Genomic DNA, 14,572 nt, shown 5'->3' with positions numbered 1-14,572 from the left:
GCAAAGCTGCTAGAAACTTTAGCCTTTTTTTTTGTGAGCGGATGCGGCATAGCATGCGTCGCCCTACATCGCCACTTGTACCTGGCCGGGGCCGGTTACTCGCGCTTTGATCACTCTCCCGGATCGTTGGTTTTTGACCCGGATCTGGCTTCCAAGTGCACCGTCGGATAAAGCTTCGCCCGGCATTCTCACATCTATCGTCGAGTTTTGCGCGCTGATTACCACCTGGTCGCCTTTGTGCACCACCTCCGCAAGTGAAACATAGCTTGGTGGAAGCACTTGATCGGGAAGGGCGCTACGGGTGAGTTTGTTGCCCAGTACCTGATCGAATGCCGTCAGGTAGCCCTGGGTCAGTAGGCTAACGTCCCGTTCGGCAAGCATGACGTCGGCTTGCTCAAGAATGCTTTCACGTTTTAGTGGCCGTCTTGCGACTATCACCTCACGGAACAAATGGACCTGTCCGGGGACGAAAACGGACCAGGGCGAGGAGCCCCGGCAGCTGACCCGCACAGTGGTGCGTCCGACCGGCTGTGCCGGGCTTTCGAGTTCAGTCGTCAAAGGCTGATCGCATGCCGCCAGACGCAAGCGCGGATCGAGTCTGTTGACTTCGATCTGGTGGCGAGCCTGGATTTGGCTACGCTGCAAGTAGTCGCTCACTTCGCGCTCAAGAAACCCACGGGTCGCGTCGATAAGCTGTTCGGGCCGTGTAACGGTTGCCGAATCAGCATACTGGCTCAGCCCACATAAAGCCGGTAAAAGGATTGCGCGGCAAAGGGCTTTACAAGGTCGCCGGAAAAAAGTCATCTGTTCGCTCATGGCAGACAAGAAGCAAGGGGCGTGCCGTTATGTCCCCCGTTGCCACAACGTCTGAATGCCTATCTCGCAAGCAAGAGGAAAACTGGCATGGCCGGTGTATTGGATTCGGTTAACCAGCGTACCCAACTGGTCGGGCAAAACCGCCTGGAGTTGTTGTTGTTCCGTTTGGATGGCAAGCAGCTCTATGGCATCAATGTATTCAAAGTCAAGGAGGTGCTGCAGTGCCCCCGGCTGACTATCATGCCCCGGTCGAGTCCGGTTGTTCGCGGAGTTGCGAATATACGAGGCAGCACGCTTTCCATCCTTGATCTCTCTCTGGCGACTGGAAAACCTGCGCTGCTGGATCTCAATAACAGCTTTGCCGTTATTGTCGAATACAACACCAAGGTGCTCGGTTTTCTGGTGCGCTCCGTAGAGCGGATCGTCAACATGAACTGGGAGGATATCCTTCCGCCTCCTAAAGGCGTTGGGAGTGATCATTATTTGACGGCTGTGACGCACGTCGATGATCAGATGGTCGAAATCATCGATGTGGAAAAAGTGCTAGCCGAGGTGGCTCCTGTTTCGGAGCTATTGTCTGTCAGCATCGCGGACGAGGAAACGCACACCAAGGCGTCGTTCAGTCGCGTCCTGGTCGTTGATGATTCTTCCGTTGCGCGAAAGCAGATAATCCGTTGTCTACAGAATCTAGGCATCGAAACAGTCGCACAGAACGATGGTCGCCAGGCGCTGAACTATCTGAAGGGACTCATTGCTGACGGCAAGAAGCCGTCCGAGGAATTCGTGATGATGATTTCCGACATCGAGATGCCGGAGATGGATGGCTATACGCTTACGACCGAGGTTCGTCAGGATCCGGTTATGCGTGATATGCATATTCTGCTGCATACCTCGCTTTCTGGTGTGTTCAACCAGAGCATGGTCAAGCGCGTCGGAGCGGATGATTTTCTCGCCAAGTTCCGTCCAGACGATCTGGCTAATCGAGTAATAGAACGGATCCGAGCTGCGGACGGAAACTGAGGCGTTGTCCTCTCAATTGACTGGTGGGGCATTATTAGTGTCAGGTGATCCGGATTTCGATCAGTTCCGAATATTCCTAGAGAAAACTTGCGGCATCCTTCTGGGTGGTAACAAGCAGTACCTTGTGGCCAGCCGGCTTAACAAACTGATGGAGCAACAAGGGCTCAAGAGTCTGGGAGATCTGGTCAGGAAAATTCAAGCTCAGCCACGCAGCGGTCTGCGCGAGCAGGTCGTCGATGCGATGACGACTAACGAAACGCTCTGGTTCCGCGATAGCTATCCGTTCGAAGTGCTCAAGAGCCGTGTCTTGCCGGAGCTATTGAGAAGTGCGGCGGGTCAACGCTTGCGTATATGGTCGGCCGCCTGTTCGTCAGGGCAGGAACCGTATTCGCTATCAATGACGATCGACGAATACGAGCGCAGCAACTCTAATCAACCAAAACCTGCGGTTCAAATCGTAGCGACTGAGCTTTCCGGTGCCATGCTTGCGGCCAGCAAGGCGGCCGAATACGACAGCCTTGCGATTGCGCGGGGATTGTCGAGTGAGCGCTTACAGCGCTATTTCGACGTCAAGACGCCGGGTCGCTGGGCAGTCAAGCCGCCGATACGGAGTCGGGTGGAGTTCCGCGTGCAGAATCTTCTCGACAGCTATGCCGTGTTGGGTAAATTCGATGTGGTCTTCTGCCGGAATGTGCTTATCTATTTTTCCGCAGATGTGAAAAAAGACATTCTCAAACGCATCCATGCCACGCTCAAGCCTGGCGGTTATCTATTCCTGGGTGCCTCCGAGGCGCTCAACGGCTTGCCTGAGCTATATCAGATGGTTCAGTGCAGTCCGGGTATCATTTACAAGGCCAAATAAGCCTTCGCTCAATTTCGTGATCTGCTGTTTACAGTGAGGCGGCGGCAGAAATCTGTCGGAACCGGCGAATCGGGCGGCAAAAACATGGAAAAGCTTTGCCGCTTTTGACGCGAAATTGATTCTTTCCTCATAAATTCCCTTATTTTCAGTAACTTAACTAAATGGCACGGCCTTTGCTGCTGGTTTGCTAAGGCAGACTTGTATCCGGCAGAGGGCCAGATCATGAGCATCAGTTTCGACAAGGCACTTGGCATTCACGAAAAGGCGCTCGGCTTCCGCGCTCAGCGTGCCGAAGTGCTCGCCAACAACATCACCAACGCCGACACGCCTAACTACAAGGCGCGCGATCTAGAATTCAGCGCCGTTCTCGCTGCGCAGAACAGCAAGAGCCAGGGCGGATTCGGTCTTAGCGTCACGAGTAGCAAGCACATCGCCGCCGAGGGGATGGAAATTGCCGATCCGGGCCTGCGCTTCCGTACGCCAGCACATGCCTCGTTGGATCAGAACACCGTCGATGCTCAAGTTGAACAGGCGGCCTATGCCGAGAATGCCATTGACTTCCAGGCAAGCTTTACCTTGCTCAACAGTAAGTTCAGGGGGCTGATGAGCGCCCTGCGCGGCGAATAAAAGGAGCGAAGCCCATGTCCCTTAGCAGCGTATTCAACATTGCCGGCAGCGGCATGAGTGCCCAGAGCACTCGCCTAAACACCATTTCCAGCAACATCGCCAACGCCGAGACCGTTTCGTCTAGCGTTGATCAGACCTATCGTGCTCGGCATCCGGTTTTCGCCACCATGTTGCAGCAGGCAAACGGGCAGCCGGACCAGTCTCTCTTCGCCGAGCAGAATCAGGCCGGTGCCGGAGTTCAGGTGCTCGGCGTGGTCGAGGATCAGAGTGAGCTGCAGGCTCGTTATGAGCCCAACCATCCGGCCGCGAACGAAGAGGGCTATGTCTACTACCCGAACGTCAACGTAGTGGAAGAAATGGCCGACATGATTTCGGCTAGCCGTTCTTTCCAGACCAATGCCGAGCTTATGAACACAGCCAAGACCATGCTGCAGAAAGTGCTGACCCTGGGCCAGTAACCCTTTACGAGAGATTGCCATGAGCACAACAGGCGGCGTCAGCGGTACCGGTTCGGTACTCGACCAATACCAAATCAAAGATCGCGAAGTTAAAAGCAACGATCTCGGCAAGAACGAGTTTCTCGAGCTGCTGGTGACTCAGTTAAACAACCAGAACCCGCTGGAGCCTCAGGAAAACGGCGAGTTCATCGCACAGTTGGCGCAGTTCAGCACAGTGGAAGGTGTCGAGAAGCTGAACTCCAGCATGGAAACCATGCTGTCGGGTTATCAGTCTTCGCAGGCCTTGCAGGCGTCTTCATTGGTTGGTCGCAAAGTCATTGTGCCCACCGAAAAGGCTGTCGTCGACACTAGCGAAACCTTCAAGGCCAGCTTGGTATTGCCAACTACCAGCAGCAACGTATCCGTCAACGTGTATGACAGTGCCGGTACGGTCGTTAACCGGATCAACATGGGTCAGCAGGAAGCCGGCAACGTTTCGTTCATGTGGGATGGCAAGGACTCGAGCGGCAATACATTGCCGCCGGGGACCTATCGATTCGAAGCACAAGCCACTTACCAAGGCGAGACCAAGGGCCTATATACCTTGCTCCCTGCCAACGTAGACAGCGTTACCCTCGGGCAAAACGGCGGGGAGCTGATGCTCAACCTGGCCGGTGTTGGCAGCATTGGGCTGTCGCAAGTTCAGGTCATCGGTCAGTAACTGCCGGCACATCCGGTAACAGGAGCAAATCATGTCGTTCAATATCGGCCTCAGCGGCATGCGTGCCGCCAGCAAAGATCTCAATGTGACAGGTAACAACATCGCCAACGCCGGGACTGTTGGCTTCAAGCAGTCACGTGCGGAGTTTGCCGATGTATATGCCTCTTCCGTGCTCGGGACTGGCAAGAATCCGCAGGGAAGCGGCGTTCTGTTGGCCAACGTGTCTCAGCAGTTCAACCAGGGCAATATCAACTACACTCAGAACGCGTTGGATTTGGCTATCAATGGCAACGGCTTCTTCCAGGTCAGCAATAACGGCGCGCTGAGTTATACCCGTGCAGGTTATTTCGGCACGGATAAGGAAGGTAATCTGGTCGATAACTTCGGTTATAACCTTCAAGGATATTCGGTTGATGGCAACGGCAATATTCAAACCGGCCAGGTGAGTGATCTGAAGATTCAGACCGCCAGTCAGGAGCCAAAGGCGACAACGCAAATCACGCAGGGCTTCAATCTCAACTCGACGAATAACCTACCTGCCAATACGCCCTTTGATCCTGCGGATCCGTTGAGCTACAACTCGTCGACTTCAACCAATATCTATGACGAGCAGGGTAACGCGCATGTCATGACTCAGTATTTTGTTAAAAGCCCGACGGCTAATACTTGGCAGATGAATGTGTTAATCGACGGGCGTAACCCGCAGACGCCTACGGACCCGGTAAGCGGGACCACACCGAGCTCGATTACCCTTGAATTCAGTCCGTCTGGCAGCTTGATCACGCCGGCCAGCGGCAGCATGGCGATAGCGGGATGGCAACCCGCGGTGGAAAACAGCGATGGTACCTGGTCGTTGAACAACGCGGCGCCAGCGGGGGGGTTGAACATGACTCTGGATATGCGTGGGTCAACGCAGTACGCCAGCTCATTCGCCGTCAACCAAGTCAGCCAGGATGGCTATACCACTGGCGAGCTGGCAGGACTGGAAATTAGCGAAACCGGTGAAATTTTTGCCCGCTACACCAACGGTCAATCCAAGGTTCAAGGGCAGATTATTTTGGCCAATTTTGCCAATGTTCAAGGTTTGACTCCGGTAGGTAAGACCCAGTGGGTACAGTCCTTCGAATCGGGTGAGCCGGTTCGCAACCCGCCGGGTAGCGGCACGCTCGGTGCATTGCAAGCCGGAGCGTTGGAAGACTCCAACGTTGAGCTATCGGACCAGTTGGTCAATCTGATTGTTGCTCAGCGCAACTACCAGGCGAACGCTAAAACCATCGAAACCGAAAGCGCGATCACTCAGACGATCATCAACCTACGCTGATCATTATTCGCGACGGCAATCGTCGCATGGCGGGATTCTGCCGCTTCGCTTTTTGAAGGCCCTTCGGGGCCTTTTTTTTTATGAATATTCCAATATAAATCAAATAGTTAGCCGATTATCTGGGCGTTGGCATGTGCATTGCTTCCTAAACCTCCATAGAACAGCAAGCGTCAATTCCTGCGTCTCGGAGGTTCGATGGACAAGATGCTCTATGTGGCAATGACGGGTGCGAGCCAGAACGCTCGCGCGCAGCAGGCCCATGCCAACAACCTGGCGAATATCTCGACCACCGGCTTCCGTCGTGACTTTGAGCAAGCGCGGTCGATGCAGGTTTTCGGCGACAGTTTTCCGGCACGCGTATATGCCATGACTGAGCGTCCAGGCACGGATTTCAGTGCCGGTGCGCTGCAGGAAACCGGGCGGGATTTGGACGTGGCCGTGGAAGGCGATGGCTGGATAGCGGTGCAGGCGCCTGATGGCAGCGAAGCCTATGCCCGAACCGGCAGTCTCAACATCGACACCCTGGGCATGCTGCGGACCGGCGATGGTTTGCCGGTGCTCGGCAATGCCGGGCCGATTGCCGTGCCGCCGGAAGAAAAAGTTGAGATTGGCGCTGATGGCTCCATCAGCATCCGCGCGCTAGGCGAAGATCCGAATGTGGTGGTGACGGTTGATCGACTCAAGTTGGTCAACCCGGACCCGAAGCAGCTGGAGAAGGGCACCGATGGCCTTATTCGCATGAAAGATGGCCAGCCCGTCGAGGCGGACGCCGCAGTTCGCGTGGTCTCTGGCTTTCTCGAGGCGAGCAACGTCAACGCGGTGGCGGAGATGACTTCGATGCTGGCGCTGTCCCGACAGTTCGAGCTTCACGTGAAGATGATGCGTACCGCCGAAGAAGATAGTGCCGCTGCGGCTCGAGTCTTGCAGATCAGCTAAGTAAACAACGCGCTGCGCCCGAATATCGGCGCACGAGGAGAAGAACATGCTTCCAGCACTTTGGGTGAGTAAGACCGGTTTGTCCGCCCAGGACATGAACCTGACCACCATTTCCAACAACCTGGCCAACGTTTCAACCACGGGTTTCAAGAAAGATCGTGCCGAATTTCAGGATCTGCTTTATCAGATTCGCCGGCAGCCGGGCGGCCAGTCGACCCAGGACAGCGAGCTTCCCTCCGGTCTTCAGCTGGGTACGGGTGTGCGCATCGTCGGTACGCAAAAGCAGTTCACCGCCGGCAGCTTGCAGACCACCGAGCAACCGCTCGATATGGCAATCAATGGCCGTGGCTTCTTTCAGGTCTTGCTGCCTGATGGCACCGTTTCCTACTCACGTGACGGTAGCTTTCATCTGAACGCCGATGGCCAGATCGTGACCTCTAATGGATACGCGTTGGAGCCCGCGATTGTCGTACCGCCGGAAACCCAGACGTTCACCGTAGGTGAGGACGGAACCGTTTCCGTAACCACGCTCGGTAATCCGGCGCCTCAGATCATCGGCAACCTGCAGACCGCCGACTTCGTCAACCCGGCCGGCTTGCAGGCCATGGGCAGCAACCTGTTCCTGGAAACCGCGGCCAGCGGTGCGCCGCAGGTCAGTACTCCCGGCCTCAACGGACTTGGCACGGTGCTGCAGAACACCCTGGAAAACTCCAACGTCAGCGTCGTCGAGGAGCTGGTGAATATGATCACCACGCAGCGCGCCTACGAGATGAACTCCAAGGTCATCTCTACGGCCGACCAGATGCTGTCCTTTGTTACCCAGCAGCTGTAATAGCTGATCAGCCGCTGGATTGAGGTGAATATGCGCCGCTTGTTGACTGTCCTTCCGTTGATGTCCGCTGTGATCCTTTCGGGATGCATGGCGCCTGCGCCGAAGGCGAATGACCCCTACTACGCGCCGGTGCTGCCGCGCACGCCGCTACCGGCCGCGCAGAATAATGGCGCAATCTATCAAGCGGGTTTCGAGACCAATCTCTACGATGATCGAAAGGCCTATCGAGTCGGCGACATCATCACGATCACGCTCAATGAAAGGACTCAGGCAAGCAAGAACGCCAGCTCGCAGCTCTCCAAAGACAGCAGCGCCAATATCGGACTTGGGTCGCTGTTCGGTGGCGCCGTTTCGATGGCCAACCCGCTCACAGGCAACAGCATGAGCCTTGGTGCTGAATACGAGGCGGCCCGTGATACTTCTGGCTCCGGCCAGGCAGGACAGAGCAACAGCCTATCCGGCTCGATTACCGTCACCGTGTCGGATGTGCTGCCGAATGGGATTCTCGCTATTCGCGGCGAGAAGTGGATGACGCTCAACACTGGCGACGAGTTGGTGCGCATTGCAGGCCTGGTGCGTTCGGACGACATCGCCACCGACAACACGGTGCCGTCGACGCGCATCGCTGATGCCCGCATCACTTATTCGGGTACCGGCGCTTTCGCCGATGCCAGCCAGCCCGGTTGGCTGGATCGTTTCTTCATTAGCCCGTTGTGGCCGTTCTAAGCAGGTGCAGGCAATGAAACTGTTCAGCTCGATCGTAGTTGCCTTGCTGTGTCTGGTCGCCGTCCCGGCCCAAGCCGAGCGGCTCAAGGATATCGCCACCATTCAGGGCGTTCGTAGCAACCAGTTGATTGGCTACGGCCTGGTGGTCGGCCTCAACGGCAGCGGCGACCAGACTACGCAAACGCCGTTCACGGTGCAGACCTTCAACAACATGATGGCGCAGTTTGGCATCAAGATGCCGGCGGGTGGCAACGTCCAGCTGAAGAACGTCGCGGCTGTGTCCATTCATGCTGATCTGCCGCCCTTCGCCAAGCCTGGCCAGACCATCGACATCACCGTTTCGTCGATCGGTAACGCCAAGAGCTTGCGCGGCGGCAGTCTGTTGATGGCGCCACTGAAGGGGATCGACGGGAACGTCTATGCGATCGCCCAGGGTAATTTGGTGGTCGGAGGCTTTGACGCCGGCGGCGCGGACGGTTCGCGCATTACCGTGAACATTCCGTCCGCGGGCCGTATACCGAACGGCGCGACGGTCGAGCGGCCGGTGCCGAGCGCTTTCAATCAGGGCAACACGCTGACGCTGAACCTCAACCGTCCAGACTTCACCACCGCCAAGAATATCGTTGACCATATCAACGAGCTGCTTGGCCCAGGAGTCGCACAGGCGCTTGACGGCGGTTCGGTGAGCGTCAGCGCGCCACTGGATCCGAGCCAGCGCGTTGACTATCTGTCGATCCTGGAAAACCTGGAAGTCGACGTCGGTCAAGCGGTCGCCAAGGTGATCATCAATTCGCGTACCGGCACCATTGTCATCGGACAAAACGTGCGTGTGCAGCCTGCGGCAGTGACCCATGGCAGTTTGACCGTGACCATTTCCGAAGACCCGCAGGTCAGCCAGCCAAACCCGCTGTCGGACGGGCAGACGGTGGTCGTTCCCAATTCCACAGTGAAAGCGGAGCAGGAAGCCAAGCCGATGTTCAAGTTCGGTCCTGGTACCACGCTTGATGAGATCGTTCGGGCAGTGAATCAGGTGGGCGCAGCGCCCAGCGACCTGATGGCCATTCTCGAGGCGCTCAAGCAAGCCGGCGCGTTGCAAGCCGATCTGATTGTGATCTGAGGACGACCAGATGGAAAATCGACTGGGACTTGGCCGGCGCACGCCTGACAGCGGTAGCTATTCCGACCTGAATCGCCTGAATCAGCTCAAGGTGGGCAAGGACCGTGACGGCGCGGAGAATGTGCGCAAGGTCGCGCAGGAGTTCGAGTCCCTGTTCATGAACGAGATGCTCAAGTCGATGCGCTCGGCCACTGAGGTGATGTCCAAGGACAATCCGTTTAACAGTCAGGCCAGCAAGCAGTACCAGGACATGCACGATCAGCAACTCTCGGTCACCCTATCTAAAGAAGGCGGCGGCATTGGTCTGGCCGACGTTCTGGTTCGTCAGCTGAGCAAGCTGCAGGAGCCCAGCGAAAAGCCGAATCCGTTTGCTCAGGTAGCGCGGACCGAAGGCGCAAAATGGTCGAGTAATCCTAACGCCGCCGTGGCGCCGGTAGACCCAGCGCGAAATGACTCGCAGTTGCTCAATCAGCGGCGGCTTGCGCTGCCTGGCAGGCTCGCGGAGCGTCCACCTGCCGAAGCCGCAACAAATAGCTCCGACGCCGAACAGGCGGGTAAGCCACAGCCGCTGGTAAATCTCGACTGGAAACCTGCAACGGCCTTCGCTGCGCCCCAGGATGCACCGCTAATCGTCAACGGCGTCGAAGCGACGGTGCCGAGCGCACCGAGCAAGACGCGTTTCAACTCGCCGGAAGAATTCATCGCCACCATGCTGCCCATGGCTGAAAAGGCCGCAAAACGGCTTGGCGTCGAACCGCGCTTTCTCGTGGCACAAGCTGCGTTGGAAACCGGTTGGGGCAAATCGATGATTCGCCAGAAGGACGGCAGCAACAGCCACAACCTGTTCGGCATCAAGGCCAACGGCTGGGATGGAGAATCCGCCCAGGTGAAAACCACCGAATACATCAACGGCAAGGCAACCAAGCAGATGGCGGGCTTCCGCGCGTACGACTCGTTCGAGCAGAGCTTCAACGATTACGTCCGTTTGCTCGAAAATAACGACCGATACCAGTCGGCGATTCAGGTCGCGAGCACGTCCGGCGACTCAAAGCGCTTCGTCAACGAATTGCAACGGGCTGGTTACGCAACCGACCCGCAGTATGCGAACAAGATCAATCAGATCGCCCGCAAAGTGCAGACCTATCAGACAATCGCCGACGCCAGTTCGGCTCCCGCCATGCGGACTAGAGGCTAATCATGGCTGACCTACTGAATATCGGCCTGTCGGGCCTGAGCGCGAGCAAGACTCAACTATCCATCACCGGCCACAACATCAGCAACGTCAACACCCCTGGCTATAGCCGTCAGGATGCGTCCCAGGCAACCCGCACACCGCAATTCAGCGGCGCCGGTTATATAGGCTCGGGCACGACGCTGGTGGAAATCCGCCGTACCTACAGCGAGTTCCTGACCAGCCAGCTGCGCAGCAGTACGTCGCTGAGCAGCGACGTCGAATCCTATAAAAGCCAGATCGACCAATTGGATTCCCTGCTCGCCGGCAGTACGACCGGTATTACCCCATCACTGCAAAAGTTCTTCTCAGCCCTGCAAACGGCGGCGGAAGACCCCGCCAATATCCCGGCACGCCAGCTCGTCTTGGCGGAGGCTGAAGGGCTGGCGCGTCGATTCAATACTGTTTCGGATCGCCTGACAGAACAGAATAACTTCACCAACAAGCAGATGGCGGCGGTGACTGATCAAGTCAACCGTCTGGCGGGAACTATAGGTAGCCTCAACCAGGCTATCGCGACCGCTTCCGCTAATGGCAAGCAACCCAATGATTTGCTGGACGCTCGGGATGAAGCGGTGCGTCAGCTTTCCACCTATATCGGTGTCACCGTAACGCCGCAAGACGATAACAGTTTCAACATCTCGGTCGGAACCGGGCAACCGCTGGTAGTTGGCAATAGTGTCAGTCGCTTGGAAGTGGTGCCTGGGCAGAGCGACCCTAATCGTCACGAGATACAGTTCGTCAGTGGCGGTTCGCGTCAGGGCATCACCTCGCAGATCACCGGAGGTGAGCTGGGCGGTCTGATTCGCTACCGCGAAGAGGTCCTGGACTCGACGATGAACTCGCTCGGCAGGCTAGCGCTTGCGGTAAGCGATCAGATCAACGCTCAGCAAACTCAGGGTCTGGATCTGAAGGGGGAGGTAGGTGCAGCGTTGTTTGGTGATTTTAATGCCGCTTCGTTGATGGACCTGCGCGCGACACCATTCAGTGGAAATACCTCAGCAGCCGATGCATCTCTCCAAATTACCGACACCGGCAGCCTTACCATCAGCGATTATCGTCTGGAGTTCGACGGCACCAATTACTCTGCGAGACGCTTGAGTGATTCCGCCAGTATTGCGGTTACGCCCAACGCCGGACCGCCAGCTTATCTGAGCTTTGCCGACAGCGCTGGCAACGATCAGGGCTTTACCGTTGCAATCAGCGGCACGCCGCAAGCGGGTGACAAGTTCTCATTGCAACCCACAAGGCGCGGCGCGACCGATATCACATCGGTGCTGGACCAGGCTGATCAGCTTGCATTCGCCGCGCCTGTACGAGCACAAAGCGATCTGCAGAACGCTGGCACTGGCGTTATCAGCCAGCCGGAAACTTCTGAGTCAGTTGATATGGCAGCGTTGAAGGCAGCGCTTCCGGCTGACATTACCTTGACCTATAACAATGGCACTCCCCCAACCATTAGTGGTGCTGGTGTAACCCAGGTAAGCCCTGCCGTATTTACCCCAGGGCAAACCAACGAGCTAGCCATCACCATAGATGGCCATAGCTTCACTTTCACAGTCAGTGGCCGCCCTCAGGAGGGTGACACGTTCACCATCGGTTTTAATCAGCATGGCGTTTCGGATAACCGCAACGCTCTGAAGATGGTTGACCTGCAGACCCGCCAAACAATCGGCGCCGACGCGAACGTACCCGGTTCTGGAAAGAGTTTTACCGATGGATACGGCGAGCTGGTAGAGCGCGTGGGGACGCTGACCGCCCAGGCAAGAATGGACAGCGAAGCGACGGGCGCAATCCTTAAGCAAGCCACCGATAATCGGGACTCGTTGTCTGCGGTCAATCTAGACGAAGAGGCGGCGAATTTGATCAAGTTCGAGCAGTACTACAACGCGTCCGCCCAGATCATTCAAGTTGCCCGCACCTTGTTCGATACACTGATCAGCACCTTCAGGTAACAGGCCCGCCCATGCGCATCTCGACCTTGCAAGCATTCAACAATGGCGTTAACGGCATACAGCGAAACTATGCCAACGCAACGCGTACCCAAGAACAGATCAGCACCGGGAACCGCATTCTCACGCCAGCAGATGACCCGGTTGCTTCGGTACGCCTGCTGCAGTTGGAGCAGCAACAGAGTGTGCTGAGCCAGTATGACGCCAACCTGACGGCTGCTAAGAACAGTCTGACCCAGGAGGAGGTGACGCTAAACTCAGTCAATACCGTGCTTCAGCGTGTGCGCGAGTTGGCCGTGCAGGCCGGTAACGGTTCGCTCGATCCACAAGATCGCAAGGCCATTGCTGCCGAATTGGGTGAGCGTGAGGACGAGCTTTTCTCTTTGATGAATACTCGCAATGCTCGCGGCGAATATCTTTTCTCTGGTTTTCAAGGCAAGACGCAGCCTTTCGTGCGGAGCGCGGATGGAAGCTACAGCTACGCTGGCGATGAAGGCCAGCGAACATTGCAGATTGCCAGCTCGTTGAACATTCCCATTAGCGATAATGGCAAATCGATCTTCGAAAGCGTAACCAACGCAGGTCGTTTGCAGGCTGGTTTCGATAACACGCTTACACCTGGTTCATCGCTTGATGTCTCTGCACCACTGATACAGGACGAGGTGGCTTTTGCAGGTAACCCGTCATTCCCGGCTGCAGGTATTGGCATTCGGTTCACCTCTGAGACGGAGTATGTGATTTACGATTTGGATGCCCCACCAGCCGATCCGTCTGATCTGTCTGATCCATTGATTCTTGGGTCCGGAAAGCTGGACGGTGACTCGGATCGGACCGATAAGCTAGTGTTTCGAGGTGTCGCCTTGCAACTCGATGGGGCCGCCGTAGGTGGTGAGGTCATTGACGTCACGCTCACACCAGATTCGAACAAGCAGGGATTGCTCAACACTATCGCAGGGCTGAGAAAAGCACTGGAGGAGCCGGATACAGATGATGGCGGGGTGCGCGACGCTGTCGCCGTTTCCCTCACCAACCTCGACCACGGCATGGTCAGTGTCGACGCGGCGCGCGGCAATATCGGGGCGCGGCTGAATACGATCGAGACCACGCAAACGGATAACGAGGATGTCACGCTGGTCAACAAAGGCGTCCAGGCCGAGCTGCGCGAAGTGGACTACGCCGAGGCATTGTCACGGTTGTCGATGCAGACTGTCGTGCTCGAAGCAGCGCAGCAGAGCTACGTGAAGATTGCCGGTCTAAGCCTGTTCAACGCTATGCGATAGGTCGTCTAGCGGGGCGTGGGTCACAGAACCGACGCCCCAATTTGACTTGCCAGTGTTGCGGCTTAAAGTGTCGATGCGGCGCATGGAGTACCGCGCCGGATAATTCCGACACTCAAAGGGACGTGAACCAATGACCAAGTCTTTTCTCTCCGCAGCGGTCTTCGTACTGCTCACCAGCATTTCCGTCGGCAGCTACGCTGATAAAGCACAGCCTGCCGTCGAACCGGTAAAGGTTGCGGTAGCCGAAGCTGCGGCAGTTAACCTCAACGCGGCCGACACCGACACCCTGACCCGTGAACTCAAAGGCATCGGTGCGACCAAGGCCAAAGCCATCGTTGAATACCGCGAAGCACATGGCCCATTCAGTTCGGTCGATGAACTGCTGGAAGTCAAAGGCATCGGCGCGGCGACTCTGGAAAAGAACCGAGCCAAGCTGAGCATCAACTGATCAGGCGAGCCAGCGACAAAAAAAACCGGTCTTTCGACCGGTTTTTTTATTTAAGCATTAATCCCAAGGCTGATAATTCTTGGCTACTCAACCGCCGCGAAAGCCTGAAACATTACGTAGCTGCGAACATAGCCAGTTCTGGCGTTGTCCCTGTTAGAACGCTAAGAGGGTTCTGTGCGGGCTCTTTGACGCCAAAATCGCCTTAGAAAAATATTGACATGTTACGGTTATGCACATTCTGAGGTC

15 protein-coding genes are annotated in these 14,572 nt (G+C 56.5%); 14 read left to right on the top strand and 1 reads right to left on the bottom strand.

Translation table 11 applies throughout. The features are described from left to right. Positions 1-63: 63 nt before the first annotated feature. Positions 64-816: a flagellar basal body P-ring formation chaperone FlgA gene (gene flgA, locus D7241_RS16710; RefSeq protein WP_408102478.1), complete on the bottom strand. Its 753-nt coding sequence runs from the start codon at positions 814-816 to the stop codon at positions 64-66. Positions 817-903: 87 nt separating this feature from the next. On the opposite strand from flgA, the gene D7241_RS16705 reads away from it, so the two are divergent. From D7241_RS16705 to D7241_RS16640, 14 genes are all read left to right on the top strand, one after another. After that, complete coding sequence (locus tag D7241_RS16705) at positions 904-1,836, top strand: chemotaxis protein CheV (RefSeq protein WP_408102477.1); 933 nt, start codon at positions 904-906, stop codon at positions 1,834-1,836. Between the two features lie 37 nt (positions 1,837-1,873). Continuing rightward, positions 1,874-2,698, top strand: coding sequence for a protein-glutamate O-methyltransferase CheR (gene cheR, locus D7241_RS16700; RefSeq protein ID WP_408102949.1), 825 nt, complete (start codon positions 1,874-1,876; stop codon positions 2,696-2,698). Positions 2,699-2,920: 222 nt separating this feature from the next. Continuing rightward, positions 2,921-3,325 (top strand): flagellar basal body rod protein FlgB, encoded by a 405-nt coding sequence (gene flgB, locus D7241_RS16695; RefSeq protein ID WP_408102476.1) that lies wholly within the window; start codon positions 2,921-2,923, stop codon positions 3,323-3,325. A gap of 14 nt (positions 3,326-3,339) precedes the next feature. Beyond that, on the top strand, positions 3,340-3,783 hold the full coding sequence (flgC, locus tag D7241_RS16690; RefSeq protein ID WP_222911445.1) for a flagellar basal body rod protein FlgC: 444 nt from the start codon (positions 3,340-3,342) through the stop codon (positions 3,781-3,783). A 19-nt stretch (positions 3,784-3,802) separates the two neighbouring features. Then, complete coding sequence (flgD, locus tag D7241_RS16685) at positions 3,803-4,483, top strand: flagellar hook assembly protein FlgD (protein WP_255978675.1); 681 nt, start codon at positions 3,803-3,805, stop codon at positions 4,481-4,483. 31 nt (positions 4,484-4,514) lie between these two features. After that, a complete protein-coding gene (gene flgE / locus D7241_RS16680) occupies positions 4,515-5,804 on the top strand; it encodes a flagellar hook protein FlgE (RefSeq protein ID WP_408102475.1) in 1,290 nt (429 codons plus the stop codon). 195 nt (positions 5,805-5,999) lie between these two features. Beyond that, entirely contained in the window at positions 6,000-6,740 is a 741-nt protein-coding gene (flgF, locus tag D7241_RS16675) for a flagellar basal-body rod protein FlgF (protein ID WP_408102474.1), read from the top strand. Positions 6,741-6,786: 46 nt separating this feature from the next. Next, positions 6,787-7,572 (top strand): flagellar basal-body rod protein FlgG, encoded by a 786-nt coding sequence (gene flgG, locus D7241_RS16670; protein WP_025241209.1) that lies wholly within the window; start codon positions 6,787-6,789, stop codon positions 7,570-7,572. Positions 7,573-7,602: 30 nt separating this feature from the next. Then, positions 7,603-8,298 (top strand): flagellar basal body L-ring protein FlgH, encoded by a 696-nt coding sequence (flgH, locus tag D7241_RS16665; protein ID WP_408102473.1) that lies wholly within the window; start codon positions 7,603-7,605, stop codon positions 8,296-8,298. Positions 8,299-8,311: 13 nt separating this feature from the next. Further along, positions 8,312-9,415: a flagellar basal body P-ring protein FlgI gene (locus D7241_RS16660; protein ID WP_408102472.1), complete on the top strand. Its 1,104-nt coding sequence runs from the start codon at positions 8,312-8,314 to the stop codon at positions 9,413-9,415. Positions 9,416-9,425: 10 nt separating this feature from the next. Further along, the gene (gene flgJ / locus D7241_RS16655; protein ID WP_408102471.1) at positions 9,426-10,610 is read left to right on the top strand and encodes a flagellar assembly peptidoglycan hydrolase FlgJ; all 1,185 of its coding nucleotides are present in this window, start codon (positions 9,426-9,428) and stop codon (positions 10,608-10,610) included. A 2-nt stretch (positions 10,611-10,612) separates the two neighbouring features. Then, entirely contained in the window at positions 10,613-12,601 is a 1,989-nt protein-coding gene (gene flgK / locus D7241_RS16650) for a flagellar hook-associated protein FlgK (protein ID WP_408102470.1), read from the top strand. 11 nt (positions 12,602-12,612) lie between these two features. Continuing rightward, positions 12,613-13,878, top strand: coding sequence for a flagellar hook-associated protein FlgL (gene flgL / locus D7241_RS16645; RefSeq protein WP_255978654.1), 1,266 nt, complete (start codon positions 12,613-12,615; stop codon positions 13,876-13,878). Between the two features lie 130 nt (positions 13,879-14,008). After that, on the top strand, positions 14,009-14,326 hold the full coding sequence (locus tag D7241_RS16640; protein WP_408102469.1) for a ComEA family DNA-binding protein: 318 nt from the start codon (positions 14,009-14,011) through the stop codon (positions 14,324-14,326). The last annotated feature ends 246 nt before the right edge of the window (positions 14,327-14,572 follow it).

This window comes from Stutzerimonas sp. VN223-3, from assembly GCF_045999685.1.
Taxonomy (GTDB): Bacteria; Pseudomonadota; Gammaproteobacteria; order Pseudomonadales; family Pseudomonadaceae; genus Stutzerimonas; species Stutzerimonas stutzeri_AR.
This window is presented reverse-complemented; position numbering and strand designations above follow the sequence as displayed.

Excerpts from the sequence above, each read along its gene's own strand:
- D7241_RS16660 (WP_408102472.1), top strand. The coding sequence starts at position 8,312 with ATGAAACTGTTCAGCTCGATCGTAGTTGCCTTGCTGTGTCTGGTCGCC.
- flgB (WP_408102476.1), top strand. The coding sequence starts at position 2,921 with ATGAGCATCAGTTTCGACAAGGCACTTGGCATTCACGAAAAGGCGCTC.
- D7241_RS16705 (WP_408102477.1), top strand. The coding sequence starts at position 904 with ATGGCCGGTGTATTGGATTCGGTTAACCAGCGTACCCAACTGGTCGGG.
- flgC (WP_222911445.1), top strand. The coding sequence starts at position 3,340 with ATGTCCCTTAGCAGCGTATTCAACATTGCCGGCAGCGGCATGAGTGCC.
- flgF (WP_408102474.1), top strand. The coding sequence starts at position 6,000 with ATGGACAAGATGCTCTATGTGGCAATGACGGGTGCGAGCCAGAACGCT.
- flgD (WP_255978675.1), top strand. The coding sequence starts at position 3,803 with ATGAGCACAACAGGCGGCGTCAGCGGTACCGGTTCGGTACTCGACCAA.
- flgG (WP_025241209.1), top strand. The coding sequence starts at position 6,787 with ATGCTTCCAGCACTTTGGGTGAGTAAGACCGGTTTGTCCGCCCAGGAC.
- flgK (WP_408102470.1), top strand. The coding sequence starts at position 10,613 with ATGGCTGACCTACTGAATATCGGCCTGTCGGGCCTGAGCGCGAGCAAG.
- flgL (WP_255978654.1), top strand. The coding sequence starts at position 12,613 with ATGCGCATCTCGACCTTGCAAGCATTCAACAATGGCGTTAACGGCATA.
- flgJ (WP_408102471.1), top strand. The coding sequence starts at position 9,426 with ATGGAAAATCGACTGGGACTTGGCCGGCGCACGCCTGACAGCGGTAGC.
- flgA (WP_408102478.1), bottom strand. The coding sequence starts at position 816 with ATGAGCGAACAGATGACTTTTTTCCGGCGACCTTGTAAAGCCCTTTGC.
- D7241_RS16640 (WP_408102469.1), top strand. The coding sequence starts at position 14,009 with ATGACCAAGTCTTTTCTCTCCGCAGCGGTCTTCGTACTGCTCACCAGC.
- flgH (WP_408102473.1), top strand. The coding sequence starts at position 7,603 with ATGCGCCGCTTGTTGACTGTCCTTCCGTTGATGTCCGCTGTGATCCTT.
- flgE (WP_408102475.1), top strand. The coding sequence starts at position 4,515 with ATGTCGTTCAATATCGGCCTCAGCGGCATGCGTGCCGCCAGCAAAGAT.